21 protein-coding genes are annotated in these 25,482 nt (G+C 65.6%); 17 read left to right on the top strand and 4 right to left on the bottom strand.

Translation table 11 applies throughout. The features are described from left to right. Positions 1–41: 41 nt before the first annotated feature. Entirely contained in the window at positions 42–1,178 is a 1,137-nt protein-coding gene (locus BRO63_RS21430; protein ID WP_088141738.1) for a polysaccharide biosynthesis/export family protein, read from the bottom strand. A gap of 242 nt (positions 1,179–1,420) precedes the next feature. On the opposite strand from BRO63_RS21430, the gene BRO63_RS21425 reads away from it, so the two are divergent. From BRO63_RS21425 to BRO63_RS21365, 13 genes are read left to right on the top strand one after another with little or no spacing between them, the layout of a single operon-like run. Next, on the top strand, positions 1,421–2,830 hold the full coding sequence (locus BRO63_RS21425; RefSeq protein WP_088141737.1) for an undecaprenyl-phosphate glucose phosphotransferase: 1,410 nt from the start codon (positions 1,421–1,423) through the stop codon (positions 2,828–2,830). Continuing rightward, positions 2,820–3,329, top strand: coding sequence for a GDP-mannose mannosyl hydrolase (locus BRO63_RS21420; RefSeq protein ID WP_218824107.1), 510 nt, complete (start codon positions 2,820–2,822; stop codon positions 3,327–3,329). The genes BRO63_RS21425 and BRO63_RS21420 overlap by 11 nt, the downstream gene beginning before the upstream one ends. Before the next feature lie 5 nt (positions 3,330–3,334). Beyond that, on the top strand, positions 3,335–4,765 hold the full coding sequence (locus tag BRO63_RS21415) for a mannose-1-phosphate guanylyltransferase/mannose-6-phosphate isomerase (RefSeq protein WP_088141736.1): 1,431 nt from the start codon (positions 3,335–3,337) through the stop codon (positions 4,763–4,765). Between the two features lie 34 nt (positions 4,766–4,799). Beyond that, entirely contained in the window at positions 4,800–5,162 is a 363-nt protein-coding gene (locus BRO63_RS21410; RefSeq protein WP_088141759.1) for a VanZ family protein, read from the top strand. A 10-nt stretch (positions 5,163–5,172) separates the two neighbouring features. Next, positions 5,173–6,282: a GDP-mannose 4,6-dehydratase gene (gene gmd, locus BRO63_RS21405; RefSeq protein ID WP_013395110.1), complete on the top strand. Its 1,110-nt coding sequence runs from the start codon at positions 5,173–5,175 to the stop codon at positions 6,280–6,282. Positions 6,283–6,288: 6 nt separating this feature from the next. Beyond that, entirely contained in the window at positions 6,289–7,242 is a 954-nt protein-coding gene (locus BRO63_RS21400) for a GDP-L-fucose synthase family protein (protein ID WP_088141735.1), read from the top strand. Between the two features lie 38 nt (positions 7,243–7,280). After that, positions 7,281–8,597: an oligosaccharide flippase family protein gene (locus tag BRO63_RS21395; RefSeq protein WP_088141734.1), complete on the top strand. Its 1,317-nt coding sequence runs from the start codon at positions 7,281–7,283 to the stop codon at positions 8,595–8,597. A 20-nt stretch (positions 8,598–8,617) separates the two neighbouring features. Next, positions 8,618–9,520: a glycosyltransferase family 2 protein gene (locus tag BRO63_RS21390; protein ID WP_088141733.1), complete on the top strand. Its 903-nt coding sequence runs from the start codon at positions 8,618–8,620 to the stop codon at positions 9,518–9,520. A gap of 27 nt (positions 9,521–9,547) precedes the next feature. Then, a complete protein-coding gene (locus BRO63_RS21385) occupies positions 9,548–10,843 on the top strand; it encodes an O-antigen ligase family protein (RefSeq protein ID WP_088141732.1) in 1,296 nt (431 codons plus the stop codon). Further along, complete coding sequence (locus tag BRO63_RS21380) at positions 10,836–11,966, top strand: glycosyltransferase (RefSeq protein WP_088141731.1); 1,131 nt, start codon at positions 10,836–10,838, stop codon at positions 11,964–11,966. Before BRO63_RS21385 ends, BRO63_RS21380 begins: the two co-directional genes overlap by 8 nt. A 13-nt stretch (positions 11,967–11,979) precedes the next feature. After that, the gene (locus tag BRO63_RS21375; protein ID WP_088141730.1) at positions 11,980–12,867 is read left to right on the top strand and encodes a glycosyltransferase family 2 protein; all 888 of its coding nucleotides are present in this window, start codon (positions 11,980–11,982) and stop codon (positions 12,865–12,867) included. Next, on the top strand, positions 12,864–13,424 hold the full coding sequence (locus BRO63_RS21370) for a putative colanic acid biosynthesis acetyltransferase (RefSeq protein ID WP_088141729.1): 561 nt from the start codon (positions 12,864–12,866) through the stop codon (positions 13,422–13,424). Before BRO63_RS21375 ends, BRO63_RS21370 begins: the two co-directional genes overlap by 4 nt. Then, entirely contained in the window at positions 13,421–14,692 is a 1,272-nt protein-coding gene (locus tag BRO63_RS21365) for a glycosyltransferase WbuB (RefSeq protein WP_088141758.1), read from the top strand. Before BRO63_RS21370 ends, BRO63_RS21365 begins: the two co-directional genes overlap by 4 nt. 110 nt (positions 14,693–14,802) lie before the next feature. Here BRO63_RS21365 and BRO63_RS21360 read toward each other — a convergent pair whose 3' ends face one another. The 3 genes from BRO63_RS21360 to BRO63_RS21350 form a co-directional block, all read right to left on the bottom strand. Further along, a complete protein-coding gene (locus tag BRO63_RS21360) occupies positions 14,803–15,468 on the bottom strand; it encodes a response regulator transcription factor (protein ID WP_088141728.1) in 666 nt (221 codons plus the stop codon). A gap of 359 nt (positions 15,469–15,827) precedes the next feature. Further along, positions 15,828–16,580: a response regulator transcription factor gene (locus tag BRO63_RS21355; RefSeq protein WP_088141727.1), complete on the bottom strand. Its 753-nt coding sequence runs from the start codon at positions 16,578–16,580 to the stop codon at positions 15,828–15,830. A 564-nt stretch (positions 16,581–17,144) separates the two neighbouring features. Then, entirely contained in the window at positions 17,145–18,749 is a 1,605-nt protein-coding gene (locus BRO63_RS21350; RefSeq protein WP_088141726.1) for a glucosamine inositolphosphorylceramide transferase family protein, read from the bottom strand. A 381-nt stretch (positions 18,750–19,130) separates the two neighbouring features. On the opposite strand from BRO63_RS21350, the gene BRO63_RS21345 reads away from it, so the two are divergent. Genes BRO63_RS21345 through BRO63_RS21330 form a run of 4 tightly spaced genes read left to right on the top strand, consistent with a single transcriptional unit; the run spans position 19,131 to position 25,455 of the window. Further along, positions 19,131–19,796 (top strand): TetR/AcrR family transcriptional regulator, encoded by a 666-nt coding sequence (locus tag BRO63_RS21345; protein WP_088141725.1) that lies wholly within the window; start codon positions 19,131–19,133, stop codon positions 19,794–19,796. A gap of 47 nt (positions 19,797–19,843) precedes the next feature. Next, a complete protein-coding gene (locus tag BRO63_RS21340) occupies positions 19,844–22,192 on the top strand; it encodes an acyl-CoA dehydrogenase (protein WP_088141724.1) in 2,349 nt (782 codons plus the stop codon). Positions 22,193–22,204: 12 nt separating this feature from the next. Then, the gene (locus tag BRO63_RS21335) at positions 22,205–23,500 is read left to right on the top strand and encodes an acetyl-CoA C-acetyltransferase (protein WP_088141723.1); all 1,296 of its coding nucleotides are present in this window, start codon (positions 22,205–22,207) and stop codon (positions 23,498–23,500) included. After that, the gene (locus BRO63_RS21330) at positions 23,497–25,455 is read left to right on the top strand and encodes a 3-hydroxyacyl-CoA dehydrogenase NAD-binding domain-containing protein (protein ID WP_088141722.1); all 1,959 of its coding nucleotides are present in this window, start codon (positions 23,497–23,499) and stop codon (positions 25,453–25,455) included. The genes BRO63_RS21335 and BRO63_RS21330 overlap by 4 nt, the downstream gene beginning before the upstream one ends. Positions 25,456–25,482 lie beyond the last annotated feature (27 nt).

Here is a 25,482-nt window from a genome sequence, read left to right as displayed (position 1 = left end):
CCGCCGCGGTCGCGGCGTCCCCAGGCGTGGTTTAAGGCGGACTAATCTATGGCTTTCACGGTCTGTACGGTCTGGGCGCTCGGGAACAGGTTGCTGATGAAGCGGTTCCACCGCACCAGGCCGGCCGAGTCCACGAACACAACATCTTTGGGTTGCAACTCGAATTTCTCCGCCACCGCAAGGTTCTGCGGCGAGCCGGCGTTCAGGTGGAACACCAGCGGCGTCGCTTGCTCCGTGCTGCGCACAACGAATATCTGCGACGGATTCGAAGTCAGCTGGTTCGGTCCTCCGGCCAAGCCCAACGCCTCGGTCAACGACATGCGTCCGTCACGCATCACTGCCGCGGTGGGCAAGGTCACCTCGCCCATCACGAATACCTTGCTGTCGTCGCGCGGCGTGACCCTGACGATGTCGCCCGACTTCAGCAGCACCTGGTTCAGGTCCTGGCCACGCTCGATCAGGGCCGGCACGTTCACGCGAGTACGGCGTCCATCGCGGATCACGTAGACTGCGCTGCGGTCTCCCGTCGGCAGAATGCCTCCGGCCCTGTTGACGGCTTCCAACAGGGTCATCGGGATATCGTTGATCGCGATCGCGCCCGGCGTCCTGACCTCGCCATCCACGTAAACACGCTTGCTGCGATATCCCAGAACGCGTACGGTGATCTGCGGATCCTGGATGTACTTACTTGAACTATTCACTATGAGATTGCGCGCCTGAAGTTCCGTCAACCCGGCCACTTTCAGCAATCCCGCATACGGAAATTGGATATGTCCAGTGGATGAAACCGTATAGCCCGGAATGCCCGAGGCGGTGTCTCCAATAGCTAGTTCCGTCACCCCAGTCCCGATGGCGTAGGTTTGCGTCGGAAGGACGAGCTCTGGGTGATCCCACACCACGACCGAGAGGATGTCTCCCGGCCCGATCAGGTAGGGTCCGGACTTGCCGTAGAGCTTGTCGACGCCTTCGTTGTCGAGCAATGCCTGACGCGCGCGCTGGTCTTCCAGGACCAGCGACGGCGTGATTTCCTTGATTACGGCCTTGGAGTTCGGATCCAGCGGATCCGCAAGTTGATTGGCGTCAAAGGTCATACCGGGGGACAAGGCGCAAGCGCCCAGCGAGGACACGAGCGCGATAGCTGCTATGCCTCGGCTCAACGTTCCGAAAAATGTCGTCATGGCAAATCCACTTGTGAATGACTTCGTTGCTTGGAGTGAGCCCGATGCGTAACGGGTTGCGACATTCCACTCTCTTTTCCTAGCCCCGCACATTCGACGGATGTCCTAAGCCTTCTCCTACATCGTTTGGAGGTTTCGGGTGCGTTGCGCACTCAATAAGATTTTGTCGGTAGCCACAAGCTTTGCGGCGGTGCACGGTCTTTGCCTTCCGCACGGCGGCTCCCCACGAACAGGAGTGCGCGATGGACCCGTCCCAAACGGACACGTCGTCTAGATTCAGCGGGGCAAGCTATCTCTACCGCTTGCTCGATGCCGCGATCGTCATCACCTGCGGCCTGACTGCCACCGGCTTGAAATTCTCGGACGATGCCTTGGCGGATCCTCCGCAAATCCATCTATTCCTTGTGTATCTGTGCGGCCTGGGCGTCGTCGCCATCTTCCCGGCCTTCCGCCTGTATGTATCGTGGCGCGGCCGCCTGCTGACCGACCTGGTCGTGCGCAGCCTGGCGGCCTGGGCGCTGGTGTTCGCGCTGGGCATCTGCATCAGTTTTCTCATGCACCAGACCGCGGCGATATCGCGCATATGGGCGGCTACATGGTTCGGCATGTCGGCCCTGACGCTGGCCGGCTTACGCATTGCGGTCTACGCGGTGCTGGGCGCGGCGCGCGACCGCGGCCTGGACCGCAAGCGCGTGCTGCTGGTGGGCTTCGGCGCGCTGGGCCATGACCTGTGGCGCCGCGTCGAGCAATACCGCGGCGCGGGCTACGAAGTGGCGGGCATCTACGCCGAGCCTCACGAGAACCTGCCGCCGCAAGTCCGCCGCCTGCATGACCTGGACGAGCTGCATGGCTTCGTGCATGAGCACAACGTCCGCGAGATCTGGATCGTGTTGCCGATGGAAGCGGGCCAGGAACTGCGCGAAGTCCTCTATCACTTGCGCAACGACCTGGTGGACATCCGCTGGATTCCCGATGTCATGTCCATCCAGCTGCTGGGGCACCGCATCGGCGAATTCCTGGGCCTGCCGGCCATACAGCTCAACAGCCTGCCCGCCGCCGGCGTGCGCGGCTGGGCCAAGGAGATATTCGACCGCGGCTTCGCCTTCTGCGCGCTGATCGGGCTGTCGCCCGTGATGCTGACGGTGGCGTTCCTGGTCAAGGCGACTTCGCGCGGCCCGGTGTTCTTCACCCAGCCGCGGCTGGGCGTGGACGGCAAGGTGTTCCACGTCTACAAGTTCCGCACCATGACGGTGCATCAGGAACACGGCGTGGTCACCCAAGCCACCCGCAACGACGCCCGCATCACGCGCATCGGCGGCTTCCTGCGGCGCACCAGCCTGGATGAGCTGCCCCAGTTCCTGAATGTGCTGATGGGCGACATGTCGGTGGTGGGGCCACGCCCCCACGCGCTGGAACACAACGAAATGTACAAGGACCTGGTGCAGCGCTACATGATGCGCCACCGCGTCAAGCCCGGCATCACCGGCTGGGCCCAGGTCAACGGCCTGCGCGGGCAGACGGACACGCTGCGCAAGATGAGCGACCGGGTCGAGTACGACATCTATTACATCCAGCACTGGACGTTCAGGATGGACCTGCAGATCATCGCCCGCACGGCGGTGTCGGGATGGACGGGCCGCAATGTCTACTAAACCCTTGGGATGGCCCGAACAACGCAGGGCCTCGGTCCGCGACGGCGTACTGGCGCAGGCGGAGTTCCGCCAGGCGGTCGAAATGTTGCCGCTGGTTTCCATCGACCTGCTGCTGCGCGACGCCGCGGGCCGCTACCTGACCGGCCTGCGGGCCAATCCCCCGGCCCAGGGCGCCTGGTTCGTGCCGGGCGGGCGCATCAGGAAGAACGAAACCCTGCACGCTGCGCTGCGCCGCATCGCCCGCGACGAATTGGGCATCCCGGTCAGCGAGCTGGCCTGGACCCCGCGCGGCGTGTACGAGCATTTCTATGGCACCAATTTTGCGGGTGAAGCCGGACGCTCCACCCATTACGTCGTCCTCGCCTATGAGGCCGAGCTTTCTTTGGACGTTTCCTGCCTGCCCCAGGCCCAGCACCGCAGCTACCGCTGGCTGCCGGCCAAGGCCCTCGCCGCCGATCCCGGCGTGCACCCCTACACCCAGGCCTACTTCAAGGAGTGAGCGCCATGACCAATCCCCCTCCCGCGTACCGGGCAGTCATTCTTTGCGGCGGTTCAGGCTCGCGCCTGTGGCCGCTGTCGCGCGAACTGCTGCCCAAGCAGTTCATCCGTTTGACCGATGACCGCAGCCTGCTGCAGAACACCCTGCTGCGCCTGGGCTCGGCGGGCGCCGAAGCCAGGCCCACCCTGGTGTGCAACGACGCGCACCGCTATATCGCGGCGGAGCAGGCGCTGGAGCTGGGCATCAAGGACGTGGAAGTCATCCTGGAGCCGTTCGCGCGCAATACGGCGCCGGCGATCGCCGCGGCCACCCTGCGTGCCATGCGCGACGGCGAGGATCCGGTCATGCTGATCATGCCGTCGGACCACGTGCTGGAAGATGGCGAGGTGCTTCAGGCCGCCTTCGCCGAGGCCTACCAGGCCGCCCTGCAGGGCGCGCTGGTGACCTTCGGCATCACGCCCACCGCGCCGCTCAGCGGCTACGGCTACATCCAGGCGGACGAGCCCGGCGTCATGGCGCCCGCGCGCCGGGTGCGCCGCTTCGTCGAAAAGCCCTCGCCCGAAGTCGCGCAGCGGTTCATCGACGACGGCGGCTATTACTGGAACAGCGGCATGTTCGCCTTCCAGGCCTCGGTGTTCCTGTCGGAAATGGCGCGCCTGGCGCCCAAGATGCTGGAACAGGTGCAGGCGGCGGTGGCCATCGGCCATGGCGAGAATTCGCTGTTCCACCTGGACGGCCCCTCTTTCGAAGCCTGCCCCAGCGACTCCATGGACTACGCCATCATGGAGCGCACCGACAGCGCCGTGGTCATCCCGCTGGCCGCGTCATGGAGCGACGTCGGCGCCTGGGACGCGGTCTGGGGCATCGCCCAGAAGACGGTGGAAGGCAACTCCACCACCGGCGACGTCATGCTGGAGGATTCTCGCAACTGCCTGATCCACTCCACCAGCCGGCTGGTGGCCTCCGTGGGCCTGGACGACATCGTCGTGATCGAGACTGCCGATGCCGTTCTCGTGGCGCACAAATCGCGCTCGCAGGACGTCAAGCGGCTGGTCGAGATCTTCAAGACCCAGCACCGCTCGGAGTTGAACCATCACCGCGAGGTGCAGCGGCCCTGGGGATCCTACGACTCGGTGGGCCAGGGTCCGCGCTACCAGGTCAAGCGCATCACGGTCAAGCCCGGGGCGCGCCTGTCCTCGCAGATGCATCATCACCGCGCGGAGCACTGGATCGTGGTTTCGGGCACGGCGCGCATCTACAACGGCGACAAGCAGTACCTGCTGACCGAGAACCAGTCGACCTACATCCCCCTGGGCGAAATCCACAGCCTGGAGAACCCCGGAAAGATTCCGCTGGAGATCATCGAGGTGCAATCGGGGGCTTACCTGGGCGAAGACGACATCGTCAGATTCCAGGACATGTATGGCCGGGTCTGATCTGGATCGGAGCGTCCCCTTCCTGCGGCCGGGCATGGGCCGGATCTGCCTGCCGGCGGCGGCGTTGTTCTTCGCGGTGCTGGTAACGATCGGCAACCTGCCAGGCCTGGCCGCCGAGATGTCGGACGCTTTTGGCGACAAGCGTCTGCATCTTGCGGCTTACGCCTTTCTGACCACGTTGATCTATTTCTCGGTCAACCGGCGCCCAGGACTGACGGCCCTGCTGACGGTCGCGGCCCTGGGTGCGCTGGATGAAGCAATCCAGTCCCTTTTTCCCTATCGACAGGCTGATTTATTAGACCTTTTGGCCGATATCTCGGCGGCTGGTGCAACAGTAATCTCATTGCACATTGGTACCGCAGCCTTCGGCTCCTTTCGTGCAGTTACTAAGTCTTAAGGATACAACCATGCCAAAACGGGCACTGATTACCGGCGTTACTGGCCAAGACGGGGCCTATCTGGCGGAGTTTCTGCTGGCCAAGGGCTATGAGGTCCACGGCATCAAGCGGCGCGCTTCGCTGTTCAATACCGCGCGGATCGACCATCTGTACCAGGATCCGCATGACCAGCCCCGCAATTTCGTGCTGCATCACGGCGACATGACCGACTCTTGCAGCCTGATCCGCATCGTGCAGTCGGTGCAGCCCGACGAGATCTACAACCTGGCCGCCCAGAGCCATGTCGGCGTCTCGTTCGAGGAACCCGAGTACACGGCCAACGCCGACGGCCTGGGCACACTGCGCCTCCTGGAAGCCATCCGCATCCTGAAGCTGGAAAACAAGGCCCGCTTCTATCAGGCCTCCACCTCGGAGCTGTATGGCCTGGTGCAGGAAACGCCGCAGAAGGAAACCACGCCGTTCTATCCGCGCAGCCCGTATGCGGCGGCCAAGCTGTACGCCTACTGGATCAGCGTCAACTATCGCGAAGCCTATGGCATGTATGCCTGCAACGGCATCCTGTTCAACCACGAATCACCCAAGCGCGGCGAAACCTTCGTCACGCGCAAGATCACGCGCGGCCTGGCCCGCATCGTGCTCGGCCTGCAGGAATGCCTGTACCTGGGCAACCTGTCGGCCCTGCGCGACTGGGGCCATGCCCGCGACTACGTGGAAATGCAGTGGCTGATGCTGCAGCAGGACACGCCCGAGGACTACGTCATCGCCACCGGCATGCAATACAGCGTGCGCGAGTTCATCAATACCGCCGCGCGCGAGCTGGGCATCCTGCTGGCCTGGGAAGGCGAAGGCCTGGAGGAGACCGCCACCGTGCTGTTCTCGCCGGTCCATGACATCAAGCCGGGCCAGGTCATCGTCCGGGTGGATCCCCGCTATTTCCGTCCGACCGAGGTGGAAACCCTGCTGGGCGATCCGACCAAGGCGCGCGAAAAGCTGGGATGGTCGCCCCGCACTTCGTTTGCGCAGCTGGTCAAGGAAATGGTCGAGAGCGATCTGCGGGATGCGCGGCGCGATGCGCTGGTCGAGCAGAACGGCTACGAAATCTACGCCTACAAGGAGTAGCACGACATGACGAACCTGGAGCAACGCGTCTTCGTCGCCGGCCATCGCGGCATGGTGGGCGCCGCGATCACCCGCGAACTGCAGCGCCGCGGCTATCGCAACGTGCTGACCCGCGGCCGGGACGAGCTGGACCTGGAAAACCAGAACCAGGTCAACCGCTTCTTCTCGACCACGCCGGTCGACGTGGTGTACCTGGCTGCCGCCAAGGTGGGCGGCATCCTGGCCAACCAGACGCATCCGGTGGAGTTCCTGTACAAGAACCTGATGATCCAGTGCAACGTGATTCGCGCCGCCTATGCGGCCGGGGTGCGCAAGCTGCTGTTTCTGGGTTCGTCATGCATCTATCCGCGCGAAGCCCCCCAGCCCATCCGCGAGGATGCCCTGCTGACGGGGCCGCTGGAAGCCACCAACGAGCCCTACGCCATCGCCAAGATCGCGGGCCTGAAGCTGTGCGAGGCCTATCAGCGCGAGTTCGGCGCGCGCTTCATCTGCGCCATGCCGACCAATCTCTACGGCCAGCACGACAACTACGACCTGCACAGCAGCCACGTGCTGCCGGCGCTGATCCGCAAATTCCACGAAGGCCGGGAAGCCGGGCAGGAGAGCGTGACGATCTGGGGCACCGGCGCGCCGCTGCGGGAATTCCTGTACGTGGACGATCTGGCCCAGGCCTGCGTCATGCTGATGGAGCATCCGCAGGCGGAAGGCATCTACAACATCGGCGCCGGACAGGACATCTCGATCGCGGACCTGGCCAGGCTGGTGGCCCGCGTCGTGGGCTACGAAGGCAACATCGTCTACGACAGCAGCAAGCCCGACGGCACGCCGCGCAAGCTGATGGACTCGGCCCGAGTGCAGGCGCTGGGCTGGAAACCGGAGATCTCGCTGACGCATGGCATCACGCTGGCCTACGGCCATTTCCTGCGTGAACGCACCCAGCATGCGCTGCCCGTGGCCTGACGGCCTCGCCAGAACCCTTATGCCCACAGGCCCCAGCCATGCTCGGATTCCTCAGGAAACACATCGCCGGCAATGCCTCCTTCTGGGGGCTGGTGGAGTATGGCATCGGGCCGGTCGCGGCGCTGGTGTCCCTGCCCATCCTGTTCCGGCAGCTGGGGACCGTGGGCTTCGGCCAGTATTCGATGATCATCGCCCTGGCCGGCTTCGGCAATGCCGCCAACCTGGGCGCGGCGGTGACCGCGACCAAGCTGGTTTCCGAGCGCATGCACGAGCCCGGCGGCGCCTATCGCGCCGCCGGCGTGAGCATGTCGCTGATCGGCTGCGCGCTGGCGGTCGTGACCTTGGCCGCGGTGCTGCTGTGGGGCGTGGTGGGCCTGGGCTGGCCGGCGGCCACCTTCGGCGGGGTGGCGGTGACGATGCTGGCCATGCCCGCGCTGGCCATCTACCTGACGCAGCAGTATGACCAGCTGTTCTCCGGTTGCCTGAAGGGACGCGAGGACTTCCGCGCCACGGCGCTGTGCGAAGTCTTCAGCCGTACCGGCACGATGGCGCTGGCCTGCGCCGCGGCCTGGTTGACGGCCTCGCCCACCTGGACCGGCCTGGCGCAGGCGCTGGGACTGCTGATCGCGGGCAGCGTGAAGATGCGCGTGTTTGCACGCACCTACGGCCGCATCCTGGTGCGCCCGGTGCGCGACCGCGCCGCCATGATGGACGCCTTCAGGTTTTCGCGCTGGTCCTGGCTGAACAGCCTGAGCGCTTTGGCCTTCGGCTCGGTGGACCGCGTGCTGGTGGGCAGCCTCATGGGCCCGGCGGCGCTGGCCATCTACACGGTCGGCGTGCAGGTCGGCCAGATCATCCATACCGCGTCGGTCGCCATCTTCCAGAAGGCCATGCCGCGCGTCACGCGCCTGTCGGTTTCGCCGCCCTACCCCGGCGCCGTCGAACGCGAGATCCGCCGCATGATGCTATGGAACCTGGCGCTGTCGGCCAGCGCCACGCTGGCGGTGCTGGCGGTCAGCCATCCGCTCCTGAACCTGCTGCTGGGAGACAACGTCGCCAGCGGCCATCTGGGCACCTTCCAGCTGCTCATCGTGGCCTCCGGGCTGCTGTCCCTGAATGCCGCGGCGCACTTCTCCCTGCTCGGCCTGGGCAATTCGCGCGCGGTCGCCATCCTGAACGGCCTGGGCGGCCTGGCGATGCTGTGCGTCATGGCGGGACTGGTACACGCGGCGGGCGAACACGCCGCGGCATGGGGCCGCATGGCCTACGCGGCGATCACGCTGGCCGGCGTGGCCCTCGCCATCCGTCAATCCCGCCCAGAATTTCCGGGCGCCTTGCCTGCGGCCACCCGTTAACTCATATGCTGAGGTCCTACATGCGCAAGCGTCATAACGAGTATTCACGTCAGCTCATCGACTTCGTCCGCGAGTTGCGGCCACCGGCGCCGATCGCCGGCAGCCTGTTGCCGAAAGTGACCATCGTGACCCCCTCGTTCAACCAGGCCCGCTTCCTGGAACGCACCATCCTGTCCGTGCTGAACCAGGGCTATCCGCGGCTGGAGTACATCATCATCGACGGCGGCTCCACCGATGGCAGCGTGGACATCATCCGCAAGTACGAGCGCTACCTGACGTACTGGGAAAGCACTCCGGACCGCGGCCAGTCGCATGCCATCAACAAGGGCTTCGAACGCGCCACCGGCGACTATGTGGGTTGGCAGAATTCCGACGACCTGTATTTCCCCGGCGCCTTGCGCAAGCTGGGTTCGGCCGCTTCCAAGGGCCGCGCGCCCATCGTCAGCGGCAACCTGTTCGTGGCCGACGCCGACAACAAGATCTTCCGCAAGATCCACTACACGCCGGTCAATCGCGGCACGCTGACAGTGGTGAAGGCATCGATTCCGAATCAATCCGCGATCTTCCGCCGCGACCTGTTGCAGAAGTATGGGCTCTTGCAGGAGAGCATGCGCTACTGCATGGACCTGGAGCTGTGGAGCCGGCTGCTGCGCGAAGGCAAGAACCTGATCGTGCCGGACGCCATGGGCGTGTACACCGCCCATGACGAAACCAAGACGGCACTGATGCAGGACGTGCTGCTGGAGGAACGCGAGCAGATCGTCTCGCGCATCCGGCGCACGGAGCCGGGCCTGGGAAAACTGTTCGAACTGTCGTGCCGCGCGTCCAAGGTGGCTGCGCATGCGCGGCAAGGGGACCTGTCCTATCTGTTCGAAAAGCTGACCACCAAGATATTCGGACGCGACGACTGGGCTTCGCACTAGCGCCCGGCCACACCGAGAAGAGCCGCAATGACCACGCACCGCCGTCTTTCCACCCTGCATCTGCTGGGCATGTTCGCCTTTACGGCGCTGGCCCTGAACGATGACCGCTTCGTCCTGGGCGTGGGCAGCTTCAAGCTGTCGCCCTTCGATTTCCTGTTCGTCGCCATGCTGGTGGTCAAGATGTTGCGGCTGGCGGATCCCGCGGCCTACGCGCTGCCCCGTGGCATGCTGGGCATGCTGCTGGGCATCCAGAGCGTGTCGGTGATCTACCTGATCCTGGTGTCGCTGCACCATCCGGGCATCGAGACCGGCGACGTGGCGCGGGACCTGCGCATCGTGTTCTATTTCCTGTGCACGCCCTTTCTTTGCTACAAGGACATCGACAGCCCGGCCGCCTATGCGGTGCTGCAGAAGTACATCGTCGCGGCCTGCCTGGCCGTGGCCACGCTGATGCTGGCCGAGCAGCTGCAAGGCTTCAGCGTGGCCAATCCGCTGCGCAACGTACGGCTGGGCGTGTGGGCCATTCCGTTCGGCGTGGTGTCGCTGCTGTACTTCCGGCGCACACTCAACGTCTCCGGACCCAAGGCCTACGCGCTGACGGTCTACATGCTGCTGGCCCTGGTGTTTTCGCTGAACCGCAGCCAATACCTGCAGCTGGCGATCTCGGTCTTCATCGCCGTGCTGCTGGGCGCGGGCCCCGAGATCCGGCGCCGCGCCGTGCTGGTCTTTGCGCCGGCGGCAGTCGCAGGGGTGCTGGTGTTCGCCGCCATCGGCTACCTGGACGTGCTCACCAACCGCATCTTCAGCGTCGAGCGCCTGGACGAGGACTCCAGCTATGGCGCGCGCGTCCAGGAAATGCAGGGGCAGATGGACTTCTTCGCGGAGAGCCCGGTGTTCGGCAAGGGAGCGGGCTTTCGCAGCTGGGTGATGGGCGAGAACGGCTTCGAGCTCAGCACCTTCGCCCACAACTCCTGGGCCTTCTACCTGATGAAATTCGGGGTGGTCGGCACCATCATGATCATGCTGCCGCCCGTGCTCATCCTACTGCTCACGCTGTTGCGACGATATGCGCATCCAGGCCTGGAGCTGCACCGGCGCTACCTGCTGGCCACCGCGCCCATCTATATCTTCATCGACTCGCTTTCCGGCGGCCTGGCCTACGCGCCCAAGACCGCCTTCACCGGGTTCCTGCTGTGCTATTGCCTGTCGCTCATGCGCAATGCCCAGGTCATGCCCGTGCCAGAACAAAGAACGACATCCGCCCCCAGCCACCGCCCGGACGTTGCGCGCCGGACGCCAACTAGAGTGATCCCACATGCCTGATGTCTTGTTTGTCGCGCCAGACCTGCACGGCGGCGTAGGAAGATGTGTCGCGTTCATCGTGGATGCCTTGCCGGAACAAGGGGTGGATTCCGCCTTGTTCCTGCTGCGCTCGCGCATCCGCGAATATCCCGTATCCAACCCCAAGGTGACCCGAGCCCTCCCGGTCAACGAATCTCCCGCCGCGCTGCGGCTGATGCTGCCCGTGGCCTTTTTCAAGCTGCTCAGGCAGATCCGGCACGACAAGCCGGCGATCGTCTGCTCGCACGGCCTCTTGTGCAACATGCTGGTCATCGCAGCCAAGAAGCTGCTGCGCGGCAAGTTCAGTACCGTCGCCTTCGAACACAGCAGTCCCGCCATTCATTACGGCGCCTCGCGCATGCGGCGCCTGAAATGCTGGCTGGTCAGCCAGACTTACCGCCGCCACGACGCCGTCGTGGGCGTGTCGCGCGGCGTCAAGGAAGACCTGGTCAGCATGTTCCCGCCGCTGCGCGGCAAGGTCCACACCATCTACAACGGCGTGCCGCTGGACAATGTCCGCGCGCAGGGCGGCCGCGGCGGGGACGAAGCCCCGCAGCCCGCGCCCTACCATGTGGTGGCCGTGGGCCGGCTCGAGGCGGTGAAGGACTATGCGACCCTGATCGACGCGGCCGCGCTGCTCGACGACCCCGGCATCCGCTTCACCATCCTGGGAGAAGGATCCGAGCACGCCGCCCTGCAGAAACGCATCGACGAGAGCGGCTCGCGCACTCCGGTCACCCTGGCCGGCCATATCGACAACCCGTTCCCGGTAATCGCGGGCGCCGGCGCCTTCGCCCTGACCTCCCTGCGCGAAAGTTTCGGCAATGTGCTGGTGGAAGCCCTGTGCCTGGGCGTGCCGGTGATATCCACCGACTGTCCCCATGGCCCGGCTGAAATCCTGGATTCCGGCCGCTACGGCCTGCTGGTTCCGGTGGGCGATGCCGCCGCCCTGGCCGAGGCGGTGCGCCGCCTGGCCTACGACGGGGAAATGCGTGAACGGTTTGCCGAGCAAGGTCCCGAACGCGCCGACGCCTTCTCCCTGGAACGGCACTGCCGCAACGTCATCGCCCTCTTCCGCCCGCTGATGCAGCGCGGCACGCCCTGAACAGGACAGCATCATGCAGAAGATACCGGTATCGGTCGTCGTCATGACGAAGAACGAGGAACGCAACATCAACAAGTGCCTGAAGGCGCTGGCCGAGTTCGACGAGGTATTCGTGGTGGACTCCAACAGCACCGACGCGACCTGCGCAATGGCGACGGCGCTGGGCGCCAAGGTCTCCAACTTCCAGTGGAACGGCAAGTATCCCAAGAAGAAGCAGTGGTGCCTGGAACAGCTGCCGTTCTCGCACCCCGTGGTGCTGTACGTGGACGCGGACGAAGAGATGACACCCGCGCTGGCCGCCGAGATACGCGAAGTCCTGCCGCGCTTCGCGGCAGGCGCGGGCGGCGCCTTCGTGCCGTTCGATTACGTGTTCTGCGGCAAGAAGCTGGAACACGGGCACCGCGTCTACAAGCTGGCCCTGCTGGCGCGCGACCGTTCGCGCTTCCTGGACTACGACGACCTGGACGTGGCCCATATGTGGGAAGTGGAAGGCCACTACCAGCCACAGGTGGAAGGCGAAACCTTCGCCCTGCGCCAGCGCATGGTGCACAACGACCATGATTCGCTGTTCCACTACTTCGACAAGCACAATCGCTATTCCGACTGGGAAGCGAACCTGCGCACCAAGGGTCTGATGAACGATCCGCGCGAGGCCAATGTGGGCGCACGCGCCCTGCTCAAGCGCATCTTCCAGGCCATGCCGTTCAAGGCGCCCGTCTCGTTCCTGCATTCCTATGTCTTTCGCCTGGGTTTCCTGGACGGCAAGGCCGGCTACGACTACGCCGTGGCGCGCGCCATGTACTACTGGCAGATCGGCATCAAGACCGAGGAGCTGAAGAAGGCGCAACAAGCCAGCGCTGCCGCCGCGCGCGACGACGCCGTGGCGGGAGCCGCCAAATGAGCGCCCTGCAACGCCTGGACCGGTTTGCGCTGGCGCCCGGCCAGCGCGGCCGTTCCGCCCTGACCGTGCAGCTCTGGTGGACAGTGCAGGCGACGCTGTTCCGCTGGTCGCCGCAAGTGGCTTACGGCTTTCGCCGCTGGCTGTTGCGCTGCTTTGGCGCGCAGGTCGGCCGCAAGGTGCTGATCCGGCCCTCCGCCACCGTGACCTATCCGTGGAAGGTCGAAATCGGCGACTACGCCTGGATCGGCGACGACGCGGTCATCTACAGCCTGGGTCCCATCCACATTGGCGCCCACGCCGTGGTGTCGCAGCGCAGCTACCTGTGCGCCGCCGACCACGACGCGGGACAGCCCGACTTTCCGTTGCGCGAGCGCGCCGTGCGCATCGAGGACGGCGCCTGGGTCGCGACCGACGTGTTCATCGGCCCAGGCGTGACCGTGGGGCGCGAAGCCGTGATCGGCGCGCGCAGCTCGGTGTTCCGCAACATGCCGTCCGCCATGGTGTGCCACGGCAACCCGTGCCGCCCGATCCGCCCGCGCCAGGCTGGCCCGGCATGAAGATCCTCATCTACGGCATCAACTACGCGCCCGAACTCACCGGCATCGGCAAATACAGCGCAGAACTGGCCGAGTGGCTGGCCGCGCGCGGGCACGAGGTCAGCGTGGTGACGGCCCCGCCCTACTATCCGCAATGGCGGGTGCACGAGGGCTATCGCGCTGGCCGCTACCGCAAGGAAGTCCTGCGCGGCGTCACCGTGCGCCGCGCGCCGCTCTGGGTTCCGGGACGGCCAGGCGGCCTCAAGCGCCTGATCCACCTGGCCAGCTTCGCCCTGTCCAGCCTGCCCTCGCTGCTGCGCGCCGCCGCCGGGCGGCCGGACATCGTCCTGGTGGTGGAGCCCGCGCTATTCTGCGCGCCGGCAGCCTGGCTGGCCGCAAGGCTTTGCGGCGCCCGCGCCTGGCTGCACATCCAGGACTACGAGGTAGACGCCGCGTTCGAGCTCGGGCTGCTCAAGGGCGCCGGCCTGCGCGCCATGGTGCTCAGGGCCGAACGCTGGCTGATGCGCCGCTTCGACCGCGTGTCGACCATCTCGAACCGCATGCTGGACCTGGCGCGGGCCAAGGGCGTGGACCCGGGTCGCGCGGTGCTGCTGCCGAACTGGATCGACGTGGATGCGATCGCGCCGCACGCCGGCGGACGATATCGCGCCGAGCTGGGCATACCGGACGACGCCATCGTTGCGCTGTATTCGGGCAATATGGGCGGCAAGCAGGGTTTGCAGACCCTGGCAGACGTGGCTCGCAGGCTCAGCCGCGAAACCCGCCTGTGGTTCGTGTTCTGCGGCCAGGGGCCCGAGCGCGCGCCGCTGCAGCAGCAATGCGCGGGCCTGGCCCGCGTCGTGTTCCTGGACCTGCAGCCCGCCGAGCGCCTGGGTGAACTGCTGAACACCGCCGACATCCATCTGCTGCCGCAACGCGCCGGCGCGGCCGACCTGGTGATGCCATCCAAGCTGACCGGGATGCTGGCCAGCGGCCGGCCCGTGGTGTGCGGCGCCTCGCCCGGCACCGAGCTGGCAGGCGTGGTGGCGCGCTGCGGTCTCCTGACGCCGCCGGAAGACGGTGCCGCCATGGCCGAAGCCGTGCGCAAGCTCAGCTACAACGCGCAGATCCGCGAAACGCTGGGCGCCGCGGCGCGCCAGTATGCGCAGGCGCATTTGCACGTGGACAGCGTGTTGGCTGCGGCCGAACAGGAATTCAAGGCCCTCATCGGCGCCAAGGGCAAACCCGCTGCCCGCCCGGCGCAATCCGACGCCAACACCGGCGCCTGATCGTACTCGTCAACAATCCGCCCGGTTCAATCGTCTAGCGGCGGTTGTTGACGGGTCGCGCGCTCTCGAGGACCGCGTTCTTGCGCGGCGCCTCCCGCACGCGCCCCCGCCTACGCGTCGGGATCGTGCTTGGCGGGCGTCGCGCCGTTGCCGCTTCTGACCAAGCCCATCTGCACGGCGATATAGGCCGCCTCGGCCTGGTTGCGCGCGTTCAGCTTCCAGTACAGGGTGCGCGCGTGGCTCTTCACGGTAGCCACCGAGATGCCGACCTGCTGGCCGATCTCCCTCATGGTCTTGCCCTGCACCAGCAACTGCAGGATCTCTTCCTGCCGTTGGGTGAGTTCCCTCAACTCCTGGGTTGGCGGGTGCGACGCGCCCTGGGGTCGGGCCGCCGGCTGCGGATAGCATTCACCGCCCGCCATCACCAGGCTGACCGCGGCCGCCAGCGCATCGGGGCTGGATGCCTTGGGCATGTAGCCCGCCACGCCCGCCCGCGCACACGCCGCCATGACGCCCGGGTCCAGCACCGAATAAAGCACCAGCACCAGCCGCGGCATGAAGAACGCCATGGACTGTGACAGGAGCCCGACGTCCTGCTCGGCCAGGCCGCTGCAACCCATCACCAGCAGCTCCACTGGGCGGTTGATCGAACTGGACATGGTGAGCAGCTGGGCTGGCGAGATGGCCAGGATGTCATCGGTGTTCCGCGCACGCTCCAGCACATGCTGGATCGCGACACGGAGCAGTGCGTAGTCTTCGATCAGTACGGTTGTCATCCCGGGGGGAACCTTGTGACGCATGGCCCATACACGGTTCCCATGACGCTGGCGCATCATTGCTGCAACGGCAGGCTGCTGGCGTCACCGACCTCACGGGAATCTCGTCCGCGGCACGGGATCGCGATGGCGAGGCGGAGTGGTTCGCCTTCTCGATCCAGTCTTGCGGACACAACCCATGCTATCAGCGGCTACCTTCGCTGAATCTCGTTCAGGTGGATGAATGGTGGAGGAATGCAGCAGCACTGCGACCGCGGATACTGCTGTGTATGAATTAGCCAGGATGGCTATGCGCATTCCCGGCAGCAATGGAACGCATGCGTTCCAGGCTGCCGGGCAGGCAGCGCAACCAGCCTCGGTCACCCGAGCTTGCGCCCATAGAGCTGCCCGGCGTCCACATCCCTGCCATTGGGTTCATGCCATTCCAAGGTCGCGCCGCGCTGCAGCGCCGCGTATACGGCTTCGCCCTTGTTCTTGACATGCAAGCGCTGGTAGAGCGTGCACGCATGCGTCTTGGCCGTGGCCACCGAAATATTCAACATCCTGCTGACGGTCTTGATCGGATAGCCGCGCGCCAGCAGCACCAGCACTTCGTATTGGCGCGGCGTGATCTGCAGCAACTGCGCGCCGGCGCTGACGGGCATGGAACCCTTGTTGGCGGCGACATCGTCGGCATCCCTGGCCGGCAAGGCGCAGACCGCTTGCGCGGGAGCCTGCAATGCCTGTTCGCTGGGGAAGCACTGCCCGCCCGCCATGACCAGGCGGATGGCCGCTTCAAGAATTTCCACCGACGCGGTCTTCATCAGGCAACCGTAGACGCTGGCTCCGGGCAGGCCCTGCACCGGCATGGGCAGAGGCATGACGTCCGTCAGCAGCAGGATCCGCTTGGGCGTAAGCACGCGCTGGATTTCATGCAGCGCGCTCCACGCTTCGTCGGTATCCACCGGCAACCCATAGATCAACAGATCGGCGCCCGCGTGCACGCCGTCCGCCTTGGAGATGTCAGCCAAACCCATCCCCTCGATTTCCCACACATCATCCAACTTGCTCAGAATCTGCCACAACCCCAACCGCAGGAGCGGATGGGCTTCAATCAGGACCATCTTGGCCATGGTGTCCTCCCGGTTTTTCGACGGGCCTAGAAGGGATCTTCGCTGTGCTGAAGACTATTTTTTTTCCAGCCCCGCGGTGCGAGTCCGCAATATCCCGGAATATCTAATGAAGCTGAACCGGGGCATTTGGGCTGGGAGACTTTGGTAGCCAACATAACGGATGGCATGAGGTCATCTTATGGTTCGAAATTGTCAAAATCAAGACGTTTCGGGTCGATATAATCCGACAAAAACAGAAATCATTCGTTAGCCTTAATCATCATCGTAAATACGGACGAGACGCGCATCTCATCCGTTCCGGCGCTAGGGTTTTCACCAGGAATTCCCCATGAGCAGCTTGCGCTTTCCCTATGGAAGAGGCAGGAGCGACGCGGGTTCCAGACTAAGGCAGGCCGATGTTACAGCCGTAAAAAAGCCGCGCCGCGGCATCCGCCGGGCGCGGCCTGGGAGTTCCGGAATCTAGGCAATAGCTGTCTATATGTTTCCGTGGACACATCAAGCCCGTGCGTCTCTCTCGTAATCGAAATATAGGTAACATTTTTATTTTTGCGTTTCCGGCACGATTTACTCCATATAGGCGAAGTCAAATACCGTATGCCCGCCTTGATGGTGCCAATGGTGCATCGAAGCATGGCGTTTTCTCAGGAAACTGGCGTAGTGGATTTCGCCGTCCGTTTCCACGTAGGTGGACGGCGTCAGTTCCTCGATCCGGTTCAGCGACACGCCCTTGCCGTAATGGCAGAAGCCCTGGTACTGGGCGCAGCGGATCACCTCTCCGCCAGGCGACACAACGATTCCGGCGTTGCGGGCGCGCATCGGGTTGCGCACGATGGGGTTGCAGGCATGCGGCGTCCACTCGGTCGAGCGCGGCGAATCCGAGAAGAACGCGAATAATTCGTCGCAGTGGCTTTGGCCGTCGGTCCGGTCGATATTTGTTAATAACCACCAGTATTCTCCGTGTTTGAAAATAATGGTATCGACAGCAGATATGTTTGTCATCAGATTTACATCAAGCTCCCATTTTAATGGAAAATCGGTGCACTTCCAAAGTTCTATACTGCGGTTTCCGCAGGTTTCCGGCACCATGTAAGTGACGCCTTCGTGCTCGAATATATAGGGAAACGATAGATGGTAGGGCAGGTTCAGGGCCGTGCCCAGCAGGCGGAAAGCCCCGTCGGAGTATGTCGCGACAGAGATCGTGCCCTTGCGCGAGGTAAAATCGTAATCCTCAAAAAATATATACGGCTTTTTATTCTGGGTATATACAAACGGGTCGGCGAAGAATCTACCCTTGGGCGGCTGCAATACCATGGCCTCGGACACCACCGCCTGCTGCCGGGCGGAAGGAAACATGCCTATCCGCCAACGCACATTGCGTTTCATGACGCGCCGCACAATCAAATCCGACATTAACCAAGCCTGGCGCGCAATATACGCGGCGCTATCCCACTCCACCGGATCCTCGCGCCGCATGCCGCTCATGATCTGCATGCCGGGCGGCGCAACCCCTTGCTTGACGCGGGCCAGCGCCTGCAGCGCGTCGTACACCATGAAATTTCCCAGGCTGAACGCGCGCGCCTGATTCTTCAACCAGAACAGTTCGGTGTTGAAACTGCGCTGGTCCAACAGTTCGTCCTGGTCCTCGCGCGGCCCGACCCGCCAGAGTTTCACCGTGGTGTGGTCTTCACGCTGGTAGACCTCCCAGAAGCCGGCATAGCGGCTCGTGGCCACCGCAATATCGGAATAACTCAGCTGCCACACGCCCAGGCGCGCCCAGCCCGCCATTTGTTCGCGAGTGGCCGGCGATGCGCCCAACGTGATCACCAGGTCCAGGCCCAACGCCGCGACTTGCCTCTGCGCCTCGGGCGCAGGCATGCCGGACGCCAGCGGCAAGACCGCAGCCGCATCCGTCGGCACGCTTTCGCGCATGTCGCGACACGCCAGCGCCTGGCGCTGCTTGGCCGGCAGCAGCCGCGCTTCCAGGCGCGACAAGGCGCCGAACAGGGCGCGTGCGCCCAGGCGCGGCGATTTCTCACCGCCCTCCACATCCATCACCAGCAAAGCAGCGACTTCAAAATCCTGGCTATGCCTGAGCCAATCCACCATCTCATGCATCCAGCCGGGTTGCTCGTACCCGTCGACCAGCAGTCCCACTCTGTAGGTTTTCATTTCTCCTGCTCCTGTGCCAGGGCGTCTGGGCCTTCCGTCCGTTACGGCGAACGGGCTAGCCATTGCGTATTCAGGGGCGCGACAGATTCAACTTCTCGCGCTGATACTGCGGGGTTTTGCGCGTCCCTTCCAGACCACATTCATCCTAGGTCGGCAGTCCGAGGACGAATGGCGCAGGATCATGCGCATACACTAGGAAATTGCTACTCCCTCCGCATGAGATTTGTCATCCGCTTGGGGGAGGCAAGGGCAAATCCGGGCGGGCACGAATGTGCGGCGCGCGGGGCGCTAGTGGTAAACCCTATTGGGGATAGCCGAGGCTCGCATCTCAGCCATCTCTCACGCATAATTGTTTTTAAACGAACGTTTGAATTCAACCTTATGCAAGAAACCAGACCATCCCTCACCCGTGAATCCATCCTGGACACCGCCGAGGCCTTGTTCGCCCAGCAGGGACACGATGGCACCTCGATGCGCCAGATCACCGCGGCCGCCGGCGTCAACCTGGCGTCGGTGAATTACCACTTCGGTTCCAAGGAGTCACTCGTGCAGGCGGTGCTCAAACGTCGCCTGGAAGTGCTGAACCGCGAGCGCTTGCGACTTTTGGATGAACTGGAGGCGCAAGCCGAAGGCAAGCCTTTGAAGCCGTCGCAGATCGTGGACGCCTTTTTCGGCACGCTGCTGCGCCTGGCGGCAGATCCCGCACAGGCCGGCAGCACCTTTCTGCCGCTGCTCGAACGCACCATGACCGACCCTTCGGATTTCATCCGCGCGCTGTTCGCCGAGGAGTACGCGGACGTACTGGAGCGTTACCGCAACGCGCTGTTCGCGGCCTTGCCCGACGTGCCCCGCGCGGAAATCGTGTGGCGCTTCCAGTTCATGCTGGGCGCCACCTCTTACGCCATCATCGGCACGGACCTGCTGCGCTCGGTCACGGGCTGGACCATAGATGACGCCGAACAACCCGATAACCCCAGCCTGCTGCTGCCGCGCCTGATGAGCTTTCTGCTCGGCGGCCTGCGCGCCCCGCTGCCGCACGTCCCCTGAGCGCCCCGCGCCCGCAGACGGAACAGAACCTCCACGGAGACAAGAAAATGAACGCAGTCATCCTCGCTCTGGTCATCGTCGCGCTCCTGGCGGCGGTCGTGCTGGGCGTGCGTCCGATCCGCCGCGCCCTGTTGTCGGCGCCGATCTTCAACCTGTACCGCAAGGTGCTGCCGCAGATGTCGGACACCGAGCGCGACGCGCTGGAAGCGGGCACGGTGTGGTGGGAAGGCGAACTGTTCCGCGGCCGGCCCGACTGGCGCCGCCTGCTGGCCTATCCCCGTCCGCGCCTGAGCGATGACGAGCAGCGTTTCCTCGACGTCCAGGCCGAAGAGGCTTGCCGCATGGTCAACGACTGGCACGTCACCCAGGAAAGCCACGACCTGCCGGCCGAGGTCTGGAGCTACCTGAAGACCCAGGGCTTCCTGGGCATGATCATTCCCAAGGAATATGGCGGCCTGGGATTCTCGGCCTATGCCCATTCCGAAATCGTGACCAAGCTGTCCACGCGCTCGTCCGCGCTGGCGGTGTCGGTCATGGTGCCCAATTCGCTCGGCCCGGCCGAACTGCTGCTGCACTACGGCACCGATGAACAGAAGAACCATTACCTGCCGCGCCTGGCGCGCGGCGAGGAAGTTCCCGCCTTCGCGCTGACCAGCCCCTGGGCCGGCTCCGACGCCGCCGCCATCCCCGACAGCGGCATCGTCTGCAAGGGAGAATGGCAAGGCCGCGAAGTGATAGGCATGAAGGTCACCTGGGATAAGCGCTACATCACGCTGGCTCCCGTGTGCACCCTGCTGGGCCTGGCGTTCCGCCTGTACGATCCGGACGGCCTTCTGGGCGGCAAGAAAGACCTGGGCATCACCTGCGCGCTGGTGCCGCACGACCATCCCGGCGTGGACACGGGCCGCCGCCATTTCCCGCTGAACGCCATGTTCATGAACGGCCCCACGCGCGGCGCGGACGTCTTCATGCCGCTGGACTTCATCATCGGCGGCCCGGCCATGGCCGGCCAGGGCTGGCGCATGCTGATGGAATGCCTGGCGGCGGGGCGCTCGATCTCGCTACCCTCTTCGAACACCGGCATGTCCAAGCTGACGACGCGGGCGGTGGGCGGCTATGCGCGCGTGCGCAGCCAGTTCCGCACGCCCGTCGGCAAGTTCGAAGGCGTGGAGGAAGCGCTGGCGCGCATCGGCGGCAACACCTACATGATGGACGCCGCGCGCAGCATGACGGCGGGCGCGGTGGACCTGGGCGAAAAGCCTTCGGTCGTGTCCGCCATCGTCAAGTATCACGTGACCGAGCGCGCGCGCCAGGTGGTCAACGACGGCATGGACGTCATCGGCGGCAAGGGCATCTGCCTGGGCCCGTCCAACTTCCTGGGCCGCGCCTATCAGCAGATTCCGATCGGCATCACCGTCGAAGGCGCCAACATCCTCACGCGCAGCCTGATCATCTTCGGCCAGGGCGCGATCCGCTGCCATCCTCATGTGCTGGCTGAAATGCAGGCTGCGCAGTCGCCCGACCGCAAGCAGGGCCTGGACGATTTCGACCGCGCCTTCTGGGGCCACGTGGGCTTTGTCGCGAAGAACAAGCTGCGTGCCCTGGGCACGGCGCTCACCGGCGCGCGTTTCGTCGGCATCGACGCCGATGTCGCACCCGAGATGAAGCGCTACTACCAACTGCTCAGCCGCTACAGCGCCGCGTTCGCGCTGCTGGCCGATACCTCGATGCTGGTGCTGGGCGGCAGCCTGAAGCGCCGCGAGCGCCTGTCGGCGCGCCTGGGCGACGTGTTGTCGCAGATGTACCTGATCAGCGCCACGCTCAAGCGCTTCGAGGACGAAGGCCGCCAGGCAGCCGACGCGCCCCTGGCGCACTGGTCCATCCAGGACGCGCTGTTCAAGCTGCAGGAAGCCATCGAAGGCGTACTGGACAACTACCCCAACCGTTTCGTGGCCTGGAGCCTGCGCCGCCTGGTGTTCCCCTGGGGCCGCACCCAGTCCCTGCCGTCGGACCAGCTGGGACAGGACGTGGCGCGGCTGCTGATCAACCCGAGCGCGACGCGCGACCGCCTGACCGCGGGCTGCCATCTGCCCGCGACCGAGGCCGAACCCGTGGGCGCGATCGAACTGGCCCTGGCCGCCACGCTGGACGCCGAACCCATCGAAGCCAAGATCCGCGAGCTTGAAAAGCGCGGCGCGCTCGACGGCAATCCGCAGGCCAATGTGCGCGACATCGCCGACGCCGCCTTCGCCATCGGCGGCATCACCGCCGAGGAGTATGCCGTGGTGAAACGCCGCAACCGCTTGCGCGACACGGTAGTCAAAGTGGATGATTTCCCCTTTGACTTGCGCGCTGCGGACCAGGGCAGCCCCGCGGCTGAACGCAGGGCCGCCTGAAGGAGGAATCGGATGGCATTCAAACCGGTTTACGTCGTCGACGGCGCCCGCACTCCCTTCCTGAAGGCGCGCACCGGCCCGGGCCCCTTCTCCGCCGGCGATCTCGCCGTGCAGGCGGGCCGCGCCCTGCTGCTGCGCCAGCCCTACGCGCCCACGGACCTGGACGAGGTCATCGTGGGCTGCGCCGCGCCTTCGCCCGACGAAGTGAACATCGGCCGCGTCATCGCGCTGCGCCTGGGTTGCGGCAACAAGGTGCCGGGATGGACCGTCATGCGCAATTGCGCATCGGGCATGCAGGCGCTGGATTCCGCGGTCGCCAACATCCAGTCCGGCCGCTCCGAACTGGTGCTGGCCGGCGGCACGGATGCGCTGTCGCGCGCCCCGGTGCTGTATTCGGACGAGATGGTGCGCTGGCTGGCAAGCTGGTACGCCGCCCGCGGCGCGGGCGCCAAGCTCGCGGCGCTGGGCCGATTCCGGCTGCGCAATCTCGCGCCCGTCATCGGCCTGCTCAAAGGTCTGACGGACCCGGTGGTCGGCCTGTCCATGGGGCAGACCGCCGAGAACGTCGCCACCCGCTTCGGCATCGACCGCGCCGCGATGGACGCCTATGCGGCGCAAAGCCATGCGCGCGCGCTGGCGGCCCGCGCAGCCGGCGCGCTGGGCGAGATCTCGCCGCTGATCGACACCCAGGGCAAGCTCTATCCCGACGACGACGGCGTGCGCGACGACTCCACGCCCGAGAAGCTCGCCAAGCTCAAACCCGTCTTCGACAAGCCCTGGGGCAACATCACCGCGGGCAACAGCTCACAAGTGACCGACGGCGCCGTCATGCTGGTGCTCGCGTCCGAGGAGGCGGTCCGCAAATGGAATCTGCGGCCGCTGGGCCGCATCGTCGACAGCCAGTGGGCCGGCCTCGATCCCGCGATGATGGGCCTGGGCCCGGTGCACGCGGCCACGCCCCTCCTGCAACGCCACGGCCTGGGTCTCAATGACCTGGACTTGTGGGAAATCAACGAGGCCTTCGCCGCCCAGGTGTTAGGCTGCCTCGCGGCCTGGCGTGACGATGCCTATTGCCAGGAGCACTTCGGCACGCCGGCCTGGGGCGACCTGGATCCGGCCCGACTCAATGTCGACGGCGGCGCGATCGCCATCGGGCATCCCGTGGGCGCTTCCGGCGCCCGCATCGTGCTGCACCTGCTGGCGGCCCTGAAGCGCCGCGGCGCCAGGCGCGGCATGGCGGCCATCTGCATCGGCGGCGGCCAAGGCGGCGCGATGCTGGTCGAAACCCTGGACGAGGACCGCCCATGACGACACTGGACACGCTTGCGCACTGGCGCCTGGAGCGCGACGCCGACGGCCTGGCCTGGCTGACCTTCGACCGCGCCGGCAGCGCGGTCAACGCCCTGTCCGCCGACACCATGAGCGAGCTTGCCGTGGTGCTGGACGCGCTGGACGCGGCGCCGCCCGCGGGCCTGGTCATCCGCTCCGGCAAGGCCAGCGGCTTCATCGTCGGCGCCGACGTCAATGAATTCGCCAGCCTGGACACGCCCGAACAGGCGCGCGCGCTGGTGGCGCGCGGCTGGAATCTCTTCAACCGCCTGGCCGCGGTGCGCTATCCCACGCTGGCCCTGATCCAGGGCCACTGCCTGGGCGGCGGCCTGGAACTGGCGCTGGCCTGCCGCTATCGCCTGGTGGCGGACCAGCCCGGAACCTCGCTCGCGCTGCCCGAAGTCATGCTCGGCATCTTCCCCGGCTGGGGCGGCATGCTGCGCCTGCCGCGGCTGATAGGCGCGCCTGCCGCGCTGGACATGATGCTGACTGGCCGCGGCGCCGACGCGCGCCGCGCCGCCGCGCTGGGCCTGGCGGACGCGCGCGTGCCGCCCCGCCTGCTGCTGGCCGCCGCGCGCCAGACCGTGCTGTCGCGCAAGGCGCCGCGCCGCGCGCGCGGCTTCGGCGGCTGGGCCAACCGCTGGCCGCTCAAGGCCATCGTCGCCGGCCGCGCCCGCAAGCAGATCGCGGCCAAGGATCCCCTGGGCCACTATCCCGCCGCGCCCGCCATCGTCGAGATCTGGGAAAAGCACGGCGGCAACGCCTTGCAGGCGCCCGCGCTGATCGAGCGCATCATTTCCTCCGATACCGCCCGCAACCTGCTGCGGGTGTTCCGCCTGCAGGAGCGGCTGAAGGCCAACGGCAAGCAGCCCGGCATCGCGCCCGCGCGCCACGTGCACGTGGTCGGCGCCGGCGTGATGGGCGGCGACATCGCGGCCTGGTGCGCGCTCAAGGGCATGACGGTCACCCTGCAGGACCAGGACATGGCGCGCATCGCGCCCGCCATCAAGCGCGCCGCCCAGCTGTTCTCGCGCCGCCTGAAGGATCCGCGGCTGGCGCGCGCGGCGTTCGACCGCCTGGTTCCGGATCCCGCAGGCGGCGGCGTGCCGCTGGCCGACATCGTCATCGAAGCCATCAGCGAACAGCCCGAGGCCAAGCGCGCGCTCTACCGCTCGCTGGAGCCGCGCATGAAGGCCGATGCGCTGCTCGCCACCAATACCTCCAGCCTGCCCCTGGAAGCCTTGCGCGCGGACCTGGCGCGGCCGCAACGGCTGGTCGGCATCCACTTTTTCAATCCCGTGGCCAAGATGCCGCTGGTGGAAGTCGTGCACGCCGAGGGCGACGCAGGCGAGGCGCAAGCCCGCGCCTGCGCCTTTGTCGGCCAGATCGACAAGCTGGCGCTGCCGGTCAAGAGCGCGCCGGGCTTCCTGGTCAACGCCGTGCTGGCGCCCTATATGCTGCAGGCCATGCGCAGCGTGGACGAGGGCCTGGCGCCCGAAGCCGTGGACGCGGCCATGGTCGCCTTCGGCATGCCGATGGGACCGCTGGAACTGGCCGATACCGTGGGATTGGACATCGCCAGCGCGGCAGGCGCGGAACTTGCTGGCGGCGCCGAGCCGCCGCGCTGCCTGGCCGAGCGCCTGGCGCGCGGCGACCTCGGCAAGAAGAGCGGCCGCGGCTTCTACACCTGGCGCGACGGCAAGCCGGCCAAGGGCGCCAGCCAGTCAGGCGCGCCCGCCGGATTGGCGCAGCGCCTGATCCAGCCGCTGATCGACGCCACGCGCGAGCGCGTGGATGCGGGCATCGTCGCCGACGCCGACCTGGCCGACGCGGGCGTGATTTTCGGAACGGGGTTCGCGCCATTCACGGGCGGCCCCTTGCATTACCAGAGCAGCAACGCGTTGCGAAGCATAAGACCGGCTGAGGCCGATTAGGACCTGTACACCCTAAACCGGAACGAC

The organism is Achromobacter xylosoxidans (genome assembly GCF_002192695.1).
Taxonomy (GTDB): domain Bacteria; phylum Pseudomonadota; class Gammaproteobacteria; order Burkholderiales; family Burkholderiaceae_B; genus Achromobacter; species Achromobacter xylosoxidans_C.
Note: the sequence above shows the minus strand (reverse complement) of the source record. Positions and strands in the feature narration are given on the sequence as shown.

What these genes read in the sequence shown, in the direction of transcription:
- BRO63_RS21430 (WP_088141738.1), bottom strand. Translation starts at nt 1,178, where the DNA reads ATGACGACATTTTTCGGAACGTTGAGCCGAGGCATAGCAGCTATCGCG.
- BRO63_RS21425 (WP_088141737.1), top strand. Translation starts at nt 1,421, where the DNA reads ATGGACCCGTCCCAAACGGACACGTCGTCTAGATTCAGCGGGGCAAGC.
- BRO63_RS21420 (WP_218824107.1), top strand. Translation starts at nt 2,820, where the DNA reads ATGTCTACTAAACCCTTGGGATGGCCCGAACAACGCAGGGCCTCGGTC.
- BRO63_RS21415 (WP_088141736.1), top strand. Translation starts at nt 3,335, where the DNA reads ATGACCAATCCCCCTCCCGCGTACCGGGCAGTCATTCTTTGCGGCGGT.
- BRO63_RS21410 (WP_088141759.1), top strand. Translation starts at nt 4,800, where the DNA reads ATGGGCCGGATCTGCCTGCCGGCGGCGGCGTTGTTCTTCGCGGTGCTG.
- gmd (WP_013395110.1), top strand. Translation starts at nt 5,173, where the DNA reads ATGCCAAAACGGGCACTGATTACCGGCGTTACTGGCCAAGACGGGGCC.
- BRO63_RS21400 (WP_088141735.1), top strand. Translation starts at nt 6,289, where the DNA reads ATGACGAACCTGGAGCAACGCGTCTTCGTCGCCGGCCATCGCGGCATG.
- BRO63_RS21395 (WP_088141734.1), top strand. Translation starts at nt 7,281, where the DNA reads ATGCTCGGATTCCTCAGGAAACACATCGCCGGCAATGCCTCCTTCTGG.
- BRO63_RS21390 (WP_088141733.1), top strand. Translation starts at nt 8,618, where the DNA reads ATGCGCAAGCGTCATAACGAGTATTCACGTCAGCTCATCGACTTCGTC.
- BRO63_RS21385 (WP_088141732.1), top strand. Translation starts at nt 9,548, where the DNA reads ATGACCACGCACCGCCGTCTTTCCACCCTGCATCTGCTGGGCATGTTC.
- BRO63_RS21380 (WP_088141731.1), top strand. Translation starts at nt 10,836, where the DNA reads ATGCCTGATGTCTTGTTTGTCGCGCCAGACCTGCACGGCGGCGTAGGA.
- BRO63_RS21375 (WP_088141730.1), top strand. Translation starts at nt 11,980, where the DNA reads ATGCAGAAGATACCGGTATCGGTCGTCGTCATGACGAAGAACGAGGAA.
- BRO63_RS21370 (WP_088141729.1), top strand. Translation starts at nt 12,864, where the DNA reads ATGAGCGCCCTGCAACGCCTGGACCGGTTTGCGCTGGCGCCCGGCCAG.
- BRO63_RS21365 (WP_088141758.1), top strand. Translation starts at nt 13,421, where the DNA reads ATGAAGATCCTCATCTACGGCATCAACTACGCGCCCGAACTCACCGGC.
- BRO63_RS21360 (WP_088141728.1), bottom strand. Translation starts at nt 15,468, where the DNA reads ATGACAACCGTACTGATCGAAGACTACGCACTGCTCCGTGTCGCGATC.
- BRO63_RS21355 (WP_088141727.1), bottom strand. Translation starts at nt 16,580, where the DNA reads ATGGCCAAGATGGTCCTGATTGAAGCCCATCCGCTCCTGCGGTTGGGG.
- BRO63_RS21350 (WP_088141726.1), bottom strand. Translation starts at nt 18,749, where the DNA reads ATGAAAACCTACAGAGTGGGACTGCTGGTCGACGGGTACGAGCAACCC.
- BRO63_RS21345 (WP_088141725.1), top strand. Translation starts at nt 19,131, where the DNA reads ATGCAAGAAACCAGACCATCCCTCACCCGTGAATCCATCCTGGACACC.
- BRO63_RS21340 (WP_088141724.1), top strand. Translation starts at nt 19,844, where the DNA reads ATGAACGCAGTCATCCTCGCTCTGGTCATCGTCGCGCTCCTGGCGGCG.
- BRO63_RS21335 (WP_088141723.1), top strand. Translation starts at nt 22,205, where the DNA reads ATGGCATTCAAACCGGTTTACGTCGTCGACGGCGCCCGCACTCCCTTC.
- BRO63_RS21330 (WP_088141722.1), top strand. Translation starts at nt 23,497, where the DNA reads ATGACGACACTGGACACGCTTGCGCACTGGCGCCTGGAGCGCGACGCC.